The organism is Moraxella sp. CTOTU48268 (assembly GCF_032069585.1).
Lineage (GTDB): Bacteria > Pseudomonadota > Gammaproteobacteria > Pseudomonadales > Moraxellaceae > Faucicola > Faucicola cinerea.
Genome location: NZ_DAMALV010000012.1, coordinates 45817 through 63907 on the forward strand (window position 1 = coordinate 45817; position 18091 = coordinate 63907).

12 protein-coding genes are annotated in these 18091 nt (G+C 44.8%); 7 read left to right on the forward strand and 5 right to left on the reverse strand.

The genetic code is table 11. The features are described 5' to 3' along the window. Window positions 1-11: 11 nt before the first annotated feature. Window positions 12-2750: a heavy metal translocating P-type ATPase gene (locus RT143_RS06140; protein ID WP_313091857.1), complete on the reverse strand. Its 2739-nt coding sequence runs from the start codon at window positions 2748-2750 to the stop codon at window positions 12-14. A 187-nt stretch (window positions 2751-2937) separates the two neighbouring features. On the opposite strand from RT143_RS06140, the gene mrcB reads away from it, so the two are divergent. The 5 genes from mrcB to purH all read left to right on the forward strand — a co-directional run bounded on the left by mrcB (window position 2938) and on the right by purH (window position 10375). Continuing rightward, entirely contained in the window at window positions 2938-5535 is a 2598-nt protein-coding gene (gene mrcB / locus RT143_RS06145) for a penicillin-binding protein 1B (RefSeq protein ID WP_313091859.1), read from the forward strand. 202 nt (window positions 5536-5737) lie between these two features. Further along, on the forward strand, window positions 5738-6646 hold the full coding sequence (prmA, locus tag RT143_RS06150; RefSeq protein ID WP_313091861.1) for a 50S ribosomal protein L11 methyltransferase: 909 nt from the start codon (window positions 5738-5740) through the stop codon (window positions 6644-6646). A gap of 234 nt (window positions 6647-6880) precedes the next feature. Then, complete coding sequence (locus RT143_RS06155) at window positions 6881-8059, forward strand: DUF3426 domain-containing protein (protein ID WP_313091862.1); 1179 nt, start codon at window positions 6881-6883, stop codon at window positions 8057-8059. Between the two features lie 253 nt (window positions 8060-8312). Continuing rightward, window positions 8313-8642, forward strand: a complete 330-nt coding sequence (locus RT143_RS06160; protein ID WP_409034774.1) for a helix-turn-helix domain-containing protein — start codon at window positions 8313-8315, stop codon at window positions 8640-8642. A 152-nt stretch (window positions 8643-8794) separates the two neighbouring features. Then, window positions 8795-10375, forward strand: a complete 1581-nt coding sequence (purH, locus tag RT143_RS06165) for a bifunctional phosphoribosylaminoimidazolecarboxamide formyltransferase/IMP cyclohydrolase (protein ID WP_313091864.1) — start codon at window positions 8795-8797, stop codon at window positions 10373-10375. Window positions 10376-10462: 87 nt separating this feature from the next. On the opposite strand, the gene RT143_RS06170 is transcribed toward purH, so the two are convergent. The 4 genes from RT143_RS06170 to sohB form a co-directional block, all read right to left on the reverse strand. After that, window positions 10463-11551, reverse strand: a complete 1089-nt coding sequence (locus tag RT143_RS06170) for a type I glyceraldehyde-3-phosphate dehydrogenase (protein ID WP_313091866.1) — start codon at window positions 11549-11551, stop codon at window positions 10463-10465. A gap of 28 nt (window positions 11552-11579) precedes the next feature. Next, complete coding sequence (locus tag RT143_RS06175) at window positions 11580-13664, reverse strand: AAA family ATPase (protein WP_313091868.1); 2085 nt, start codon at window positions 13662-13664, stop codon at window positions 11580-11582. 134 nt (window positions 13665-13798) lie between these two features. Beyond that, complete coding sequence (locus RT143_RS06180; RefSeq protein ID WP_313091870.1) at window positions 13799-14449, reverse strand: DUF1543 domain-containing protein; 651 nt, start codon at window positions 14447-14449, stop codon at window positions 13799-13801. Window positions 14450-14570: 121 nt separating this feature from the next. Beyond that, a complete protein-coding gene (gene sohB, locus RT143_RS06185; protein ID WP_313091872.1) occupies window positions 14571-15563 on the reverse strand; it encodes a protease SohB in 993 nt (330 codons plus the stop codon). Between the two features lie 237 nt (window positions 15564-15800). On the opposite strand from sohB, the gene aspS reads away from it, so the two are divergent. Beyond that, the gene (gene aspS, locus RT143_RS06190; protein WP_313091874.1) at window positions 15801-17606 is read left to right on the forward strand and encodes an aspartate--tRNA ligase; all 1806 of its coding nucleotides are present in this window, start codon (window positions 15801-15803) and stop codon (window positions 17604-17606) included. A gap of 22 nt (window positions 17607-17628) precedes the next feature. After that, the coding region (locus RT143_RS06195; protein WP_409519693.1) for a lysophospholipid acyltransferase family protein at window positions 17629-18091 on the forward strand (463 nt) is incomplete at its 3' end.

Here is an 18091-nt window from a genome sequence, read left to right on the forward strand (position 1 = left end):
AAATTGCGCCGTTAAGCACGTTTGAGACGTAACGCATTGAGCACCACGAACAGTGAGCTTAATGACATACCAATCGCAGCCAACCAAGGCGGCACATAACCTAACGCAGCGGGTATCAGTACGATAAAATTATATCCTAGCGCCCATTTGAAGTTTTGGGCAATAATGCGATCGGTCTTGAACGCCACCTCACGTGCTTTTGCCACAGCTTGGATTTGACCATTGAGCACCAAAGAGTCACTGGAGACTTGCGCCAAATCTGCCGCACCTGCCATAGCAGTTGAGATGTTGGCAGCGGCAAGTACCGGCGCATCATTTACCCCATCCCCGACCATTTGCACGATGTATCCTTGCTGCTGCAGCGCTTTTAAATGTTGTACCTTATCATTTGGGGTAAGACCTTTATAAACCGTGTCAATACCAAGCTCGCGCGCTACCTCAAGCGCCTGAGCACTAGGGTCACCCGTGAGCATTAGCACCTGCGCGCCTTGGTCTTTGAGATGTTTAATGGTAGCTAAGGCGCCTTCACGGACTTTATCATGAAAATAAAAATGCGCCAGTGGTTGCCATTTTTTGCTTAGGCTATCTTTTATTGATAAGGTCACACTGGTACTGGCTTGGTGCTTTGTCAGATTTGGCAGTAACCCATCGTCTAATCCTGATTGAACTGCAAAACCATGATGACCTAGACGGTAACTTAGCCCATCAATCGTAGCTTGCAGACCGCCCCCCGGAATGTGTACCAAATCGCTGGTAGCGGGCAAATGCATTTGCCGAGTCATTGTCAATAACGCATGAGCAATGGGGTGACGACTACCCACTTCAAGGCTCGCTGCAATACTTAAAAAATGGTTTTTTATCTCGTCTTCGTTTTTGGTGTCATCTTCAGTAAAATCCACTGAGGGATTTTGTTTAACACCATACGGCATATCCAGCGTTTCAATCGCCATCAAATTGGGTTGACCGTACGTCAATGTACCGGTTTTATCAAACGCCACATGGGTGACTTCAGCGAGTGTGGTAATGGTATGCCCCCGCGTCGCTAAAAACCCCAAGCTTGCTAGTCGATTGGTAGAAACGGTTAATGCGATGGGTGTGGCCAATGACAAGGCACAGGGACACGTAGCGACCAATACGGCAACCGTTGCCCAAATGGCATGACTGGGTTCAATAAAATACCATGCCAAAAACACCATACTGGCAATCACCAGTACCCGCGCAACAAACCAGCGTGCCAGTCTATCTGCTTTTAAGGCGATTTGCGGTTTTTCACTGAGCGAGCGATTCACTAGCCTATCAATCACGCCCATTTGGCTGTCATTGGGTAATGTGGTGATTTGCATCACAAACGGCTGACTGTCATTTTGGCTACCGCCCACAATGCTATCGCCCAAACGTTTGACGATTAAGTCACTCTCCCCGGTCAATAAACTTTCGGACACCGTGGCACTATCCGATAGCAAAATACCATCACTGATGATACTGCTACCGGCATCAATGCGGACAATATCACCAACTTTTAGCGACTGCGCCGAAACCATTTGCTCATTATCACCCCTATTGGCAGGGTCTACACTAAGTGACTGATAAAAAAGGTCTTTATATTGACTGGCATATAGCGCTACTTGTGAGGTATCCGTATTCTCTAGTGCTAACGGCGCTTCATGACCCAGCTTTGCGACCAACACAGGTTCGACGACCACCAAATCATTGGCTAAATTGGCAGCTTTTAGCCTGGCATTATGCTCGACAAATTTGCCCGCCAATAAGAAAAATATCAGCATACTAACCGAGTCATAATAAGTCTCGCCCGTGCTGGTCAATGTCGCATATAAACTTGCCAAAAAGGTAATGACAATAGCGATACTAATCGGCACATCCATATTGACTTGGCGGGCTTTAATCGCTGACCACGCCGATTGAAAAAATGGCAACCCTGCAATCAAAAACACAGGAATACTAACAAACAGCGATACCCAGCGTAAAAATTGCCGATCGTTGACGCCGATACCTGAATATTCCCCAAAATATAGCGCCACTGCAAACATCATCGCTTGCATGGCACCCAATGCCGCAATGCCCAATTGAAACAACATACGGCGATTATCTCGCTTGAGCATCGCTTCATGGGTATCTTGCCGATAGGGTTTGGCATCATACCCAATGGCTTGCACATTTGCCAAAATTTGGCTAATCGGCAGTTTTTTGTCATCCCATACCACGCGCATCCGTTGATTGGTGAGGTTGACTTGGCAAGTGTCCATGCCATCAAGGCGATACAACTGGGTTTCAATCAGCCAACTACAGGCAGCACAGCGCAAATTGCTGATTGACAGCTCAGCAACGCTGTGCCCTTGCTGATGGTAAATAAATTGCGATTTGATATCATCGTGGTCATACGCTTGCAGCTGATATAACGAATCAGGGAGACTTGCGGTACGATTGATTTCACTGCGGTCAAGATAGTATTGCTCAAGCCCCGCCTCGATGATACTTTGCGAAGCAAGCTGACAGCCCATACAGCACATCGCCCGATCTTCACCCAATACATGGGTAAAAAATGGCGGGCTTGGTAGCGGGTCGCCACAATGAAAACAATGCCCTTCATCTGGCAACACCAGCTCCACATCTTGATATGTGGTAGTAAATTTGCTATCTGCTTCAACAAGCGTACGGCTAGGCGCATCGGTCACAACCGACGGCTCAATATCCGATTGTTTTGCCCCAAATTGGCTATTGTTTGGCATCATCAAAACCCCTAGGGCAAAAACCCTAACTCACCCAAAAATGACTGTTATTGTACTCCAAAACGGTCTATTAAAGTTCAAAAATCCTGTATAAACGTGGCAAAATAGCACGATGTTAACATTGTATTTTGGCGTATTTTGGGTCATGATAAAGCACTTTTTTATACCCTTGATCGTGACGCATTTTTGTATGAATTCAACCGTTATCTCTGCCGCTAAAAATCGCCAAAACTCGCCTAAATTCCAGTATGACTCAAACCAACAAGGGATGTTTATCCTGAGCTTTATCTTTGTGGTGGCAGTATTGGGCGGCTTGGTCTTGCTCGGGTTATATTTGATGCGCCAAGATAATGTCATCACCCAAAAATTTGAGGGCAAACGCTGGAATATCCCTGCAAAAGTGTACTCTCAACCATTAACGTTGACGGTGGGTAATCCACTTCGCTCGGATGAATTGGAAAATTGGTTAAATTTACTCACCTATGCCCCTGACAAAAACTATGACAATGCCGGCACTTATACTAAAAAAAATGGCGAGTACTATATTCATACCCGCGAATTTAAATTTGCCGCCAACGATACTGAGCCATCGCAAATTATTAAGGTCACGCTCAAAGATAACCAAATTGAAAAATTACAAAGTACCCGTCCCAATCCATCGGGTGTGGCGCGGGTTGAGCCCATTTTTATTGGCGGTATCTATCCAGACAACAATGAAGATCGCATCGTTTTAACCATCAATGACTATCCACAGCCATTAATTGATGCGCTGGTGGCAACAGAAGACCGCAGTTTTTATCAGCATCACGGCGTGTCTATCCGCGGGATAGGACGTGCGATTTACAGCAATTTTATGGGCGGTTCACGCCAAGGCGGCTCCACCATCACCCAGCAACTGGTTAAAAATTTCTATCTCAACTCAGACCGCACTATCAAACGTAAAGCCAATGAAGCGGTGATGGCGATTTTGCTGGAAATGCATTACACCAAAAGTGAGATTTTGCAAGCCTATATGAATGAGATTAACTTAGGTCAAAATGGCAATCACTCCATTAACGGGTTTGGGCTTGCCTCGCAGTTTTACTTTAACCGCCCGCTAAAAGAGCTTCGACTTGACCAAATGGCGATGCTCGTAGGGCTTGCCAAAGGTCCTACTCAGTACAATCCGCTACGCTACCCCGATGCTGCCCTAAAACGCCGTAACGTGGTGCTGAGTAATATGCTGATAACCGGTAAAATCAGCCAACAGCAATATGATGAAGCGGTGCAGCAGCCACTGAGCATTTCTTACAATCCTGTGATTGGTAAAACGCGTTTCCCTGATTATCTAGACGTGGTCAAACGAGAACTTACCCGTACCTATGATGCCAACGATCTCAAAAACGAAGGCTTAAGAATATTTACCAGTTTTGACCCCAATGTTCAAAAAACCGCTACCAGTGCCGTCATTCAAAGCGTCAATCAGTTAAAAAAAAGTAATCCCAAACAGCTCACTAATTTGCAAGCCGCCCTAGTCAGCGCCAATCCCAACAACGGTGAACTGCTCGCTGTGGTGGGAAGTAGTCGTGATTTTACTGGGTTTAATCGCGCTATCGATGCCAAGCGCCAAGTTGGCTCTTTACTCAAACCGATTATTTACTTAACCGCATTTGAGCAGGGTCGTTACAATTTATCAAGTAGTGTCGATGACAGCCCGATTGTGCTAAAAATGACCGATGGTAAGACCTGGACACCCAGCAATTACGGTGGCGGCAGTCATGGTATTATCCCCCTCACCAGCGCTTTAGCCAATTCCTATAACCAAGCCGCGGTGCGTGTGGGTATGGAAGTCGGTATTCCCAATTTTTTAAATCAATTATACCGTATGGGTATCAGTAGCCCATTGCCCAATTATCCATCTACCTTGCTTGGTGCGGTGAATCTATCGCCCATGGATATGTTGGGAATTTATCAAGTGCTAGCAACAGGTGGCTTGCGTCATGAAATTCATACCATTCGCACGATTATTGATGACCAAGGACGAGTGGTTCAAGGCATGGAACAAAAAAATCAGCAAGTCATCAACCCCACGGCTGCCTATCTCACCAATTATGCAATGCAGCAGGTCATCAAGCAAGGTACCGCCAAAGCGGCGCTAGCGCTCGGTGACAATCTCAATCTTGCAGGTAAAACAGGGACTACCAATGATTATCGCGATGCGTGGTTTGCAGGCTATAGTGGCAATCTGGTCAGCGTTGTTTGGGTTGGTTTAGATGACAATAAACCCACAGGTCTAAGTGGCGGTAATGGCGCTTTGCCGATGTGGATGAATTTTATGAAGCAGCAAAAGCTTACCCCGGTTAATCTCATCGCGCCAGGCAATATCGAATGGCTATGGATGGAAAACGGCAAATCACAATTATCCCATGAAAAATGTCCAAATGCCATCTATGTACCTGTTGATACCGACAATCTACCGCAAGATAGTAGTGAATGCGCGGTACAACTATACCAAAGTGAGCAAGAAGCAAGATTTGCCGCACAGCAACAACAGGCAATGAGTGAGTTTGGACAAAGCCAACAACAGCGCTATGACAATATTGAGCGCAGACAGACCGAAACAGACACCATTGGCAATAACCCACCTGCAACCAATCCATATCAAAGTGAGGGTGGCTATACGGGGAATACGCAGACCGACCCTAATACCCCTAATAACGGCGGCGACCCGACCCATACCAACCAACCACTCAATGCGGCACCGCGCTCGCAGTCTTGGTTAGAAAAATCGGTCAAAGAAATGTTTTAGAGACAATAACAGGCAAACCTTCTTATTTGTCCTTGCCCTTACCGCTAGGTGTTTTGGCTTGGGTGTGCCAAGCAAGCAATAACATGGGCGTTTTCATTTTTGAGTCACATCGCATTTTTGGCTGAATGCGTTTATACTACCAAGCCAGCGCGCTCGCCTTTTATTGTTTCATTATTTTATTTGTTATTTTTAAGGACTGTTTATGCCTTGGCAGCAATTACATATTCAATGCGAAAAATCGCAAGCCGAACTGGCGGAAACCTTGATGCTAGAAGCCGATGCGCTCAGTATCAGTTTAGATGATGCGGGTGACCAACCGCTATTTGAACCTTTGCCAGGTGAATCGCCATTGTGGGATGATGTGATTGTGACTGGGCTATTTGATGGCGATTGTAATTTGGAAACTTTGAGTCAAGATATCGCCAATGATGTGGTGGCGACGCGCGTGTGGACCAGCCGAGTGGATGACAAAGATTGGGAACGTGAGTGGATGAAGAATTACCATCCCATTGAATGTGCCAATGGACTTTGGATTGTGCCCAAATGGATGTCACCCCCTAACCCCAATGCGATTAACATCATCATGGATCCAGGCTTGGCATTTGGCACAGGTTACCATGCAACCACCCGTCTTTGTATTGATTGGCTGACAGAACAGCCCCTGCAAGATAAAGTGGTGATTGACTATGGGTGCGGCTCAGGTATTTTGGGCATTGCGGCGCTTTTGCTAGGCGCAAAACAGGTGTACGCGGTCGATATTGACCCCCAAGCGGTATTAGCCACCCATCAAAATGCCGAGCGCAACAAGGTAGCCGATCAGCTTCAGGCATTTTTACCTGAGCAATTTAGTGACTATTGTAAAGAGCAGGCTATTTTGCCCGTGGACTTGATAACCGCAAATATTTTAGCCAAACCACTAATGAGCCTTGCCCCTTATTTTGCGACATTATTGAAATCTCAAGGTAGCATTGTGTTGGCCGGTCTGATTGAAAACCAAGTGGAAGATGTAAAAGCTGCCTATCAGCCTTATTTTGAGATGGAGGGCGAATTTACCTTTAGCGCGCAGGAAGATAAACATTGGCATCGCCTCTCGGGTTTTCGCCGCGTGTAGAACAAGTCGCAATTCGTATAAAAAGCCTTACAAGGCGGTAAGGTTTTCTTTTCCCCGTCAAAGCCTAGTAACAGCCTAACGACATAGCTAGTAACATAGCTAGCAACCTAGTGAACATAAACTCTAGGAAATTTGTTGACTTTATTTTTTATTCGTCATTAAATGATTTAACACACGACATTATTAACAATCAAAGACGCAAACTAAAAATGCTAAAAGGGAAGTGATGTTGCGATGAATTTGTACAATGCTAAATGCCCAAACTGCCAGCATGCATTTAAAATCAATGATGAACAGTTAGCCGTTAAAAATGGGTACGTTCGTTGTTCCCATTGCAAAACCATTTTCTCCGCCGCCGACCAGCTAGAACAACAAAAAATTACTAACAACAATCCGCTAGCAAGTCCAAGCAATCAGACGTCCTCGGCGCTCATTGACGATAAATCTGAGGAGATTTTATTTGACGATGAGTCAGGTATTGATGAAGCCGGCAATCTCATTGTCGATGAACCCGTTAAACCCATCTCACCCTATCCCTTGTCACAATCTCATACAAAATCAGCCTATGCTAAATCAAACAGCACCATAGATGACTTAGAGATTATAGACAATTTTGACCAACTGCCCATAGCCAAAAATAGCAATCCCAAGGTATTGATTGGCGATGAGGACGCCGTTGAAGCGATAGACCTCGCCCAAGATAACGAGACGTTAGGCGATGAGCAGGCTTGGCTGCTAAGCTTAATGGCACAAGCGGATGACAACGAAGCAGCAGACGACACAGCCGGCGCCAAGCGAGGCAAGGATGGGATGTTTAACACGGATATTTTTGACCAAATTCCGATTGATACTCGTAGTGAGCAACAAGCAGATTTGTTAGCCTATCAACAAAAGATCGATGAACGCTTGTCGCAACAAGTTTCCTCGCAACAATTGGCGAATGCAAAAATTTTTAATATGAGCATTATTTGGGGATTAGGTAGCTTACTATTAGTCTTTTTGTTAGCCGCGCAATATATTATTTTTAACATCGACACCCTAATCACTTCAAAAGCAAACGCGGCCGTGCTCTCAAATATTTGCCATAAAATCCCTGCCTGTCAATTGCCTATCGCTGATACGGGTCTTATTGATGTGCAGATGCTAGCGCTTGCCCATTCATCAAAACAAGCGGGGCAGACTGACTTGGTATTTACTCTGACCAATACCACGGATAATAATATTGTCTACCCAAGTGTTAAGGTTTCGCTGCGCAGTGGCAACACCATACTCGCGCAGACGCTACTTACCCCTACAGACTATCTAGAAGCGGGTAACAACTATTTGATGCCGCATCAAATAAAACCCGTCAAATTGCGTATTGACTTTCCAAAAACCAAAGTTCAAGCCGCTAATATTGAGCTGATTTATTAAATTTTTTTAGCTTCATTCAATTGAGCTTCTTTTTAGCTTCATTCCAACAGTGATAAAACAAGCCTCCAGTACCTAGTATTTATCGCAGAATTTTACATATTGTAAACAACTTAAGCTTGCTATCGCTTTCATAATTGTTTTAGTATAAGTACTAATAACTTTATTATTCGTCTTGATATTTAAGTTTTATTTAATCTATTAACTAACGAATTATTCAATAAATTTGTAATCAAATTTAGTTTGAGAATCTGTTATGCCCAATTCTGTTGCTTTACAAAATCGCGCCAAGTATTCCAATATGTCAGATAACCCATCTAACCCCTACACTACCCATACCCCATCGCAAACTTCTCCCAGCGCAAGCCTAGCTCATCACATTGAGCTTGTGGTACGAGAGTACTTCGATAACTTAAAAGAACAACAACCGACCCAGCTTTATGAGCTTATGTTGTCACAGTTTGAAAAACCGCTAATCAGTGTCGTCCTTGAACACACCCGTGGTAATCAAACCAAAACCGCAGAGATTTTGGGACTTAATCGCGGTACATTGCGTAAAAAACTTAAAACCCACCAATTATTATAATTGATAAAAATACCCGTTTTTTTATGATAAGATATCGCCATATTTTGGGATTTATAGAGTTGGGATATGAAAGCCAATCAGTCAGTTCGTCATAACTGACTTTTTTGTTTTTTCTGCCCCAAGGGTTTTTTTGTCAACGAGTCGAGTCAATTATGAATCAAGCTTATGCATTGCTCTCTGTTTCTGATAAATCGGGTATTGTGGATTTTGCCAAAGGTCTAATCACCCACGGTTTTCGTCTACTATCCACGGGCGGCACCTACAAACTACTCAAACAACATGACTTAGCAGTGACTGAAGTCGCAGAATACACAGGTTTTGCAGAGATGATGGATGGTCGGGTAAAAACCCTGCATCCAAAAATTCATGGCGGTATTTTAGGTCGCCGCGGCACGGATGATGCCATTATGCAAGAACATGGTATCGACCGCATTGACATGGTCGTTGTCAATTTATATCCATTTGCCCAAACCGTTGCCAACCCGAATGTCACCAAAGAAGACGCCATCGAAAACATTGATATTGGTGGACCTACCATGGTGCGTGCCGCGGCAAAAAATCATGACCATGTCAGCATTGTGACAAGCCCCAACGATTATGCAGCAATCTTGGACGAACTAACAGTAAACGGCCGTATCAGTGATACCACCCGATTTGATTTAGCGGTAAAAGCATTTGAGCATACAGCACATTATGACGGTATGATTGCCAACTTTTTAGGCAAACGCCTGCAAAGCTTTGAATCGGCTGACCAATTCCCGCGTACTTTTAACGTGCAAATGGACAAAGCGCAAGACTTACGCTATGGTGAAAACCCGCATCAACAAGCCGCTTTTTATGTCGAAAAAGCGCAGGTAAATGGTCAAAAAGAAGCCAGTATTGCCACCGCCAAACAATTACAAGGTAAAGAACTATCTTACAACAACATCGCAGATACCGATGCGGCGTTAGAATGCGTGAAATCGTTTGATATGCCTGCGTGTGTCATTGTTAAACACGCCAATCCTTGTGGTGTGGCCGTGGATGCCGATTTAACCCATGCTTATCAAAAAGCCTTTGCCACTGATCCAGAATCTGCGTTTGGCGGTATCATTGCCTTTAACCGTGAGCTGGATATCAAAACAGCAAAAGCGATTGTGGATCAGCAATTTGTTGAAGTTATCATCGCCCCAAGCGTTGCCGATGGTGTGCTCGATGTCACATCTGCCAAGAAAAATGTGCGCGTGTTAGTCTGCGGTGAATTACCAAACCCAAGTGAGCGCCAAGCCCAGTTTGACTTCAAACGCGTCACTGGGGGTTTATTGGTGCAAGCGCAAGATTTGGGCTTAATTACTTTAGATGATTTAACAGTGGTGACAAAAGTACAGCCGACTCAGCAACAATTCGATGATTTACTATTTACTTGGCAAGTCGCCAAATATGTGAAATCCAACGCGATTGTGTATGCCAAAGATGGGCGTACCATTGGGGTAGGCGCAGGTCAAATGAGCCGTGTCAACTCAGCACGTATTGCCGCGATTAAAGCTGAACATGCTGGTCTATCGCCTGTGGGTGCGGTAATGGCATCAGATGCCTTCTTCCCGTTCCGTGATGGTATTGATAATGCCGCAGCGGTGGGAATTAAGGCGATTATTCAGCCCGGTGGCTCCATGCGCGATGACGAAACCATCGCTGCAGCCGATGAACATGGCATTGCGATGGTGTTCACCGGTATGCGTCATTTTAGACATTAATTTTTGTTAGGCATAAAAAAGGCGAGACTGACTAGGTTTCGCCTTTTTTAATTGATAATTTTTTTCTTTTTATAGCTCAGCTTAGGTTTAGATTTTGGCCAAGGTTTGGCAAATATCAAGCATGCGATTGGCGTAACCCCATTCATTATCATACCAAGCAAACACTTTAAACTGCCGCCCCACACTCATCGTCTGTAAGCTATCAATCACCAATGAATGTGCATCATGGATAAAGTCACTGGAGACCAATGGCTCATCGCTGTAATCCATGATACCCAATAAATCTTGTTCACTGGCATGTTTTAACAGCTGATTGATAGCAGTAACATCCGTGGCTTTGTCAAAGGTAAATGTCACATCAATTGCCGCGACATCCATGGTCGGTACGCGGATTGAATACCCATTCACCTTGCCTGCCATATGCGGCATCACCCGATTGACCGCAGCGATACTACTTGATGTGGTTGGGATAATGTTATGCCCAGAAGCCCGTGCACGGCGCAAATCACGATGCACTTGGTCAAGCACGGTTTGGTCAGCGGTCACCGCATGGATTTCGGTCATCATCGCTGATTCGATGCCATAGGCACGGTGCAATACATACAGTAAAGGCACGAGCGCTTGGGTGGTACACGACACGCTGGATAAAATCTTTTTATCACGGCTAAGCTCATGGTCATTGACGCCCACTACGATACTGGCATCCACATGATCAAACGGGGCAGCCCCAATCATCACCTGTTTGGCGCCCGCGATAATATGCTGTGACGCCTGTTCATAGCTACGAAAATGACCTGTGCTTTCAAGCACCATGTCGATGCCCAGTTTTTCCCAAGGTAATTTGGTGGCAATGGGCTGCTGTATCAATGCAATTTTTTGCCGAAACTCCCCTTGGCTTAATAGCAAAAAATGCTGTTGTTTTTCACCCAAATCTACTGTTTTTAATTCAATATGGATATCACTGACCGCAGATAATCGACCATGGGTACTGTCATATTTGAGTAAATGTAACAGCGTTGCTGGCTCAGCAATATCATTGATAGCAACGATATTTAACGGCTGTAATTGTAAAGGATTTTGACAAAACCGTTCGATATAAGCACGTAGCACGTTGCGCCCAATACGACCAAAGCCATTAATAGCAATGTTAAAAGGTTTGATGGTAGAAGCATTCAATCAGGGATATTCCTTACTAGACAAGTGCTCAATTGCCATGCAGTTTTAAAAACAACAAGGCAAGTTTGACATCATTATAAGAATAGGCGTTTCTTAACTCTTCGACAATCGCGCGAATTTTGATTTTGCCATCGTTATCTTTATCGCGTTTGTCATCACGTTTGGCTATTTTTTGATACGCCTTATCAATCGGCTGTAGCCATTTGTCCTCAGGTCGTAGATGCGCTATGTTAGCGCGGGGAAAATGCTCAGCAATTTTCTCGATATGTCCCATCACGGTTGATTGGGCTAGATTACGGGCTTGCGCAATTTCTGCAATGGTCAAACTTTCATCCAGCAGGGCTTTGGTTTCCAGCACCGTGGGGGTGATGACGCCTGCCGCATCATCTGCCAAAGATTGCAGCTGCTGTACAGCATGACGACGTTTTTCAATCAGTTTTTGCTGTTGTTTGGCGCGATTTTCATACGCAGCGATTTTTTCTTTATCAAGCGTACCCCGGCATTGAATGATAAATTCACGATGAAGGTCATTGAGCTGTTTTTTACTGCGCGTCAAAAATTCACATTCTTGCTCTGCACTGATCGCCTGAAATCGCTGATCAGCGCCGCGCGCTAAGGGATCAAGCTGTAAACTTAATTCATTGACACCCAGTAATTGTAGTCCAGATAGCTGCTTTAACCGTGATAAAGCCACATAGCCCTGCCCTTTTTCAAAAGTTTTCGACAAATCCACTTCTGCCGCATCTAGCGTCATGCCTTGGCTTTTATGAATGGTAATCGCCCACGCCAGCGTCAAGGGGATGTGATAATAGGCAGCCAGTATTTCGCCCTCTTCATCATCAATACGCCATGAATCATATTCAGCAATGACTTTGCGGCCGTCATTGAGCTCAACCAAGGGATAAAGTAACTCCGATAATTTGTCATCAGCCGTGTCTGTCGCGGCGGTATCATCCTCATCCTCATCCTTGTGGTGAGTTTGTTGTGATTGACCGCCATTGACTTCATCCAGCAAGTCTGCCATATCGGCTTGTTGTTCTTGTTCGATGGCATCGAGCAAGGCAGTTGAGTCTGCTGCCAGCGCTTGTTCATCGAGCAGCTCAGATGGGTGATTGTTTGATGGGCTGTTTTTTGATGCGCTATCGTCTGTTTGTTTATTTGGTTGTTTAAGGGTGGTGGCAACAAAATCAACTACCTTGCCCATGGTGCCATTTGACACATTAAGCTCGGTGTTGTTTTTGATAAACATCACTTTTGCGCCAAGTTTGAGCACCAGTTCTGGGGTATTGCGTACGGATTTTTTTAGCGTCTCGACCAGCTTTTCATCGCCTTCTCCCCAAGCGCGAAAAGTATGCGCCGCTGTGTTAAGTTTACCAAGTTCCTGCTCATTGATGGCTTGCACGTTGACATTGTGGGTAAACAGTCGGGTACGGTTGTCGGCTAGCACATGCTCAGCCGTCGCGGTCAAAGCAGGCATGATATGGGGGGTAAACTGCTGGCTACGAATCTGATTTAAAATCGCATTTAAATCCAAGCCATAATAGCTGTTGCCTGCCACCGCTGTTTTGTCAGTTTTCTGACGATGCTGCTCGGATAAATAGCAAATTTGAAAGTCTGCATCCAGCCAAGCTTGCGCCATAAAGGCAAATTTATCACGGTTGCTCTCATGGGGCTCACCAATTGGCGGCAACTGAAAAAAATCCCCGGCAACCAATAGCTGTATACCACCAAACGGCAATGTGTTTTCTTTGATAGCTTGTAGCACTTGGTTAATCAGCTCAAATTGCTGTCGATGCAGCATTGAGATTTCATCAATCACCAATACTTTGGTGCGCTCAATGCGCTCCACAACCACCGTGCGCTTTTTGATGCGGGCGATGTCTTTGGCGGTTAGCTCATTACTGATGCCGATGCCCGCCCAGCTGTGAATGGTCATGCCGTTCATGTGGGTGGCAGCAATGCCTGTGCTAGCCGTCACTGCGACCGCCACATCCCTTGCGCGCAGATAATGCAAATACTGATTGATGGTATAGGTCTTGCCCGCCCCTGCTGAGCCTGTTAAAAACACATTTTTACCAGTTTTAAGGATATCAAGGGCGGTGGCTTGTTTCATTGGTTATACAAAGCTTTTATAGATAAAAAGAAGGGGTTAAAAAAAGCGAGTTAAAAATGAGCCTACTATAAAGGCAAAGCCGAGTAAAGGCAATGATTGACAGCGCCAAAATACGCCATCAGACGCGTCACGGGTTAGTCAATCATGGTTTTGATTTGCTTGAGACTTAAATAACCAATATGCAGCGCATCGTCCGGTAGCTGATTTTTTTCAGGCTCGGTTAATGGCTGAATGGTTAATGCCACGTCATTTGGCAGTAAATCAGCCACACAGTGAATATCATCCAAGTCTAGTTGATGCTTATCATCAACATGACTTGTTGCCACGCCGCTTTTGGCGGTATCGACATTATCAAATGTATAGTCTTGATAAAATGCCGTTTTTTTAACTTGCGCCGTTGCTTTACCTAGCGTCTCGGCTACCACAAGTGTTTTATAATGAAATTCTTCAAATTGACCCGGCAGATAACCGCCTAAATTGACAAAATAAAGTTGTTTGCCTTTACTATCTAATTTGTTATCTACTCTATCATCTGCCAATATATTATCTGCAAGCGCGTTATCTTTTGACAATCCATCTTTTGACAAGCTGTCTTTCGACAACAAAATTTGATAATCACCTACACGCTTCACTTCTCGCCATGCGTCCAAGTGCCAGTTGTTTTTGACAGCCGGCCAGTGCTGATTGACACTCTCAATTGTTTCACTTAGGCTATTTGCAATCACAAACATCACATCATGCTGTTCAATGAGTCGTCCTTGGGGACGCGCCCCGATTTTTAACATAAATAGTTTCATAGTTATACGCCCAAATGTGTCGCCATTAAAAAGTTAAAAACCTGCCAAGCCTCACAGGTTTTTGTCACAGGTTTTTATCACCACAGGTTTTTATCGTTTTATCTTGCGGTTATTTTTTGACCATCGGCATTTTAGCGCTTTCTAACTTTGCCAAGGCATCTGGTAGTTTATCAATCGCTGTCGCTACCACCGCTTGTGCCGCTTGTGAGATGCCTAGCTTCTGGGCGATTGTTGGTTTTTGGCGAGATTGAATGGCATACAATTCGCTATCTGTCATCTTGTCTAAAATATAACTGTCCGATGTTTGCAGGGCATCGACCAAATTGCGCGTTATCGCATCTTCACCGTACCAATGCTCACCGGTTGCCACTTGTTCAACATCCAAACTTGGACGGTATTTACGCACAAAGTCTTTAAATAGTTTGTGCGTTTCTTCCAGCTCTTGTTGGAATTTTTGTTTGTCTTCTTCGGTATTTTCACCAAAAACGGTTACCGTGCGTTTGTATTTACCTGCGGTAAATACTTCGACATCGATGTCATGTTTTTCTAATAAATCATGAAAATTAGGCACTTGTGCCACCACACCAATCGAGCCCACCACCGCAAATGGCGCCGCCAAAATTTTATCAGCCACACACGCCATCATATAGCCACCACTGGCGGCGACTTTATCAATACAGACCGTTAAGTGTAGCCCTGCTTCTTTTATACGTGCCAACTGAGCAGCAGCCAGGCCATATGCGTGTACCATGCCACCTGAGGATTCAAGGCGCACAATGACTTCATCTTCAGCTTGCGCCACCGTCAGTAGCGTGCTGATTTCTTCACGCAGTTGCTGTACTTCAGTGGCTTTGATATCGCCATGAAAATCCAGCACAAAACAATTTTTGTTGGCGGCTTTATTTTTAAACAGACCAAATTTTGAGGGGTTTTTTTTGGTATTTTCTTTTTTCGTCAAGTCTGTAAATACGCGGCTGATGAGTGATGTTAACCCTTTATCATTCACCATTTGCAATTGTAATTGTTGTTTGCGCTGGGCTTTGACTTTATTTAAATGGGTAACTTTCATTTCAACCGGATGTTTGGCATTTTGAAATAGCATAATAATTCTCTAATTAAGGAAAAAATTCACACAATGGGTTTTATATAGCGTTTATTTTGCTGTTTTCAATCGCTTATCCACACAATATTCGCGAAATGTCTGTGACAGGCATGGCTAGTGGAGATGCATGATAAACCGTGTTTCATATTGTGAAATTTGAGTAAACAAGGCATAATATTCGTTTATAAAAATTTTTGCTACTTCTTACATTACGAAAAATATTGGGATTGCTTCATTATGATGCGTACACACTATTGCGGGCTTGTCACCGAAAACTTAAACGATCAAACCATCACTATTTGCGGTTGGGTGCATCGTCGCCGTGACCACGGTGGGGTTATTTTCTTGGATATGCGTGACCGTGAAGGCCTACTGCAAGTGGTCATCGACCCAGATACCCCAGAAGCATTCGCTACCGCAGATAGCGCGCGTTCTGAATATGTGCTCAAAATTACCGGTCGTGTGCGTCAGCGTTATGCCGGTACTGAAAACAAAAACATGACCAGCGGTCAAGTGGAGTTATTGGCCAAAGACATCGAAACGATCGCCACCTCTGAGACACCGCCATTCCCCCTCAATGATGAGTTCACCAACGTTTCTGAAGAACTGCGCCTAAAATATCGCTTTTTAGACATGCGCCGTCCAGAGATGCAAGAGCGTATGAAGTTTCGTGCCAAAGCTACTTCCACCATTCGCCGTTACCTAGATGACCAAGGTTTCTTGGATGTAGAAACCCCTATATTGACCCGTGCCACCCCGGAAGGCGCGCGTGATTATTTGGTGCCTAGCCGCGTGTCAAACGGTGAGTTTTATGCCCTACCACAGTCGCCTCAGCTATTTAAACAGCTGCTCATGGTGGCGGGTTTTGACCGTTATTATCAAATTGCTAAGTGTTTTCGTGATGAAGACTTACGTGCTGACCGCCAGCCAGAATTTACCCAAATCGATATCGAAACCTCATTCTTAAGTGATGAAGATATCATGAACATTGCCGAAGGCTTAACAAAAGACTTGTTCAAAACCATGATGAACATTGAATTTGATACCTTCCCGCGTATGACCTACGCTGAAGCAATGCGTGACTATGCGTCTGACAAACCAGACTTGCGTATTCCTATGAAGTTAATTGACGTGGCTGATATCATGCAGTCTGTGGAATTTAAAGTATTCTCAGCCCCTGCCCAAGACCCAAAAGGTCGTGTGGTGGCGCTTCGGGTGCCACAGGGTAGCGACCTCACCCGTAAACAAATTGACGAATATACTAAATTTGTCGGCATCTATGGCGCAAAAGGTCTGGCTTATATCAAAGTCAATGATGTGAGCAACATCAACAACGGTGTCGATAAAGAATCAGGTCTGCAGTCACCGATTATCAAAAACATGACTGATGAAGTATTGGTCGAGCTGATTAAACGTACTGAGGCGCAAACCGGTGATATCATCTTCTTTGGCGCGGATAAAGCCAAAGTCGTCAATGATGCCATGGGTGCGCTGCGTGTCAAATTGGGTCTAGACCTAAATATGCTGACCTGTGAGTGGGCGCCGCTTTGGGTGGTGGATTTCCCGATGTTTGAAGAAACAGATGACGGTAAATGGACGTCGGTGCATCACCCCTTCACCAAGCCAAAAGGCACAGTTGAAGCGATGAAAAACAACCCAGAAACCGCGCTGTCTATCGCTTATGACATGGTATTAAACGGTACTGAAATCGGTGGTGGTTCACTGCGCATCAATACCTTAGATATGCAAAAAGCGGTATTTGAAGCATTGGGTATTTCTGAAGCCGAAGCCGAAGAGAAATTCTCATTCTTACTTAACGCGCTAAAATACGGTGCGCCACCCCACGGTGGTTTGGCATTCGGTCTTGACCGGTTAATTATGCTAATGACAGGCTCACAATCGATTCGAGACGTCATCGCCTTCCCAAAAACCAAAACGGCTGAATGTCCGCTGACTGATGCCCCTGCACCCGTGGATGGCAAACAACTGCGTGAATTGGGTATCCGTATACGCGAAAAAGACAGTAAAGCGCCACAATCTTAATCAAGGTCACACCTTTAATTAGATGAATGCCTTTACTCTTCTTAAATATGTGCCAATGTGGATGCTGTATCTATTGGCACATATCGCAAGCTTTATTATTTCACTTCGTCGTGACAAAAGTATCATGAAAACGGTAGATACTAACTTACGACTTGTCTATCCTGAACTCACTGAAACTCAGCGTGACCAGCTTGCCAGAGCCTGTATTGCTAATCAAAGCAAAAACATGGTGGAATCGGCTAAAAGCTGGGCGATGCCACCTGCGTGGTCGGTCAAACAAATCCATACCGTGCATCAGCAACAAGTTTTGATGCAAGGCTTACAAAACCCAAATGGCATGCTTGCAATTGTGCCGCATTTGGGGACATGGGAAATCATGAACGCATGGCTCAACCAGTTTGGCGCACCCACCATCATGTATAAACCTGTGAAAGGTGAACAAGCCAATCAGTTTGTGCTGCAAGGGCGTCAGCGCCTAAACGCAA

Coding starts and splice junctions, on each gene's coding strand:
- RT143_RS06140 (WP_313091857.1), bottom strand. CDS start 2,750: ATGATGCCAAACAATAGCCAATTTGGGGCAAAACAATCGGATATTGAG.
- mrcB (WP_313091859.1), top strand. CDS start 2,938: ATGAATTCAACCGTTATCTCTGCCGCTAAAAATCGCCAAAACTCGCCT.
- prmA (WP_313091861.1), top strand. CDS start 5,738: ATGCCTTGGCAGCAATTACATATTCAATGCGAAAAATCGCAAGCCGAA.
- RT143_RS06155 (WP_313091862.1), top strand. CDS start 6,881: ATGAATTTGTACAATGCTAAATGCCCAAACTGCCAGCATGCATTTAAA.
- RT143_RS06160 (WP_409034774.1), top strand. CDS start 8,313: ATGCCCAATTCTGTTGCTTTACAAAATCGCGCCAAGTATTCCAATATG.
- purH (WP_313091864.1), top strand. CDS start 8,795: ATGAATCAAGCTTATGCATTGCTCTCTGTTTCTGATAAATCGGGTATT.
- RT143_RS06175 (WP_313091868.1), bottom strand. CDS start 13,664: ATGAAACAAGCCACCGCCCTTGATATCCTTAAAACTGGTAAAAATGTG.
- RT143_RS06180 (WP_313091870.1), bottom strand. CDS start 14,449: ATGTTAAAAATCGGGGCGCGTCCCCAAGGACGACTCATTGAACAGCAT.
- sohB (WP_313091872.1), bottom strand. CDS start 15,563: ATGCTATTTCAAAATGCCAAACATCCGGTTGAAATGAAAGTTACCCAT.
- aspS (WP_313091874.1), top strand. CDS start 15,801: ATGATGCGTACACACTATTGCGGGCTTGTCACCGAAAACTTAAACGAT.